Below are 1182 nucleotides of genomic sequence, written 5' to 3'. Positions count from 1 at the left end.
AGGCCATCCCCTCATAGACGACGTTAGAGATACCCTCCGATCTTGATGTGACAAGGTTGAGGTCGGCAACACGGTAGTAGTCATGAACGGCATCGTGGTCGATAAATCCCAAGCAGTGCGCGTCTGATATATTCTCGGCCATCTCCTCAACTGCCGCCCGTTGAGGCCCATCCCCAATCATGAGGAGCGATACGTCGTCTCTCTGTTGTCTAAACTGCTGAAAGGCTTGGAGCGCCAGGAGTGGTCGCTTGTGATCGTTGAGGTGGTTCACCCAAATAATGATATTCTCTGCCAATGAGAGTTCGTGTCGATCGCCGAGGATTCGGCGGATTTCCTCTCTTTTCTTCTGGCCCGGGGGGGAGAAGATATCGGTGTCAATTCCGTTGGGTATAAAAAACGTTCTGTCACGTCGGTAGCCCATCTCGCTGATGGCGGTCTCGAAGGGTTCGACGCTAGCGAATACCGCGTTCGGTCGGTAGAGACGTACCGCGATTCGGTGCGGGAGTGCGCGGAATGTCGTCGACGTTCCGAGTAGTACGGGAGTTCTTGACAGTCCCATGATTGCCAAGACGATGCGCCAGTTAGCTGCGAACACGTGGACTAGGTCTACCGTTCGGCAACATTCGAACACTCTTTTTAGCGAGGCGAACGGCTGGTGGGAATCAAGTACGTCGGCAGTACTGATATTCGATGATCGGTAATCAGGGCTCGCTCCATCTTTACATATGACCGTAATCTCATCCACCGTATCCGTACACGTATCGAGGGATTTCAGAAGATTATTAGCTTGGGTATCGGGCCCCTTAGTGGAGGCGGGATCTTCCACGACCAGCGCAAGATGCATTTGATCTCCGTCTTCGGTCAGCGATTATAACGGTTTGGGACCAGAAGACTTCTAATTACAGACCAGCGACTAACTAGGATTGTGAGTCGGGCAGCCAAAATGAACAAGAAAGGAAATACCTAACGGGAAGTAAGTGGTTAGTACTATCTCATGTCAGTAATAAAATCAGTCGATGACCGAATGGAAAACCCGTGTGCCGACTGCGCACACCTCTACAACCTCTCGTAGTAATACCTCGGAACTAGTACGTGCCGTTATCACGCTTCAAATTTCGAGAATACACTTGAATAGGCTTTACCCGATGATGAGATCGACCGGTTCTTCGGCGGCAGACGTAG

Annotated in this window: 1 protein-coding gene; it reads right to left on the bottom strand. The window is 51.2% G+C overall.

Annotated features, from left to right (window positions below; all coding sequences use genetic code 11):
* On the bottom strand, positions 1 to 844 hold an 844-nt coding region (locus EXE42_RS15435), incomplete at its 3' end, for a glycosyltransferase (protein WP_137706901.1).
* Positions 845 to 1182: the final 338 nt, after the last annotated feature.

Origin of the sequence: Halorubrum sp. SP3, from assembly GCF_005435195.1 — an archaeon.
GTDB lineage: Archaea > Halobacteriota > Halobacteria > Halobacteriales > Haloferacaceae > Halorubrum > Halorubrum sodomense.
Note: the sequence above shows the minus strand (reverse complement) of the source record. Positions and strands in the feature narration are given on the sequence as shown.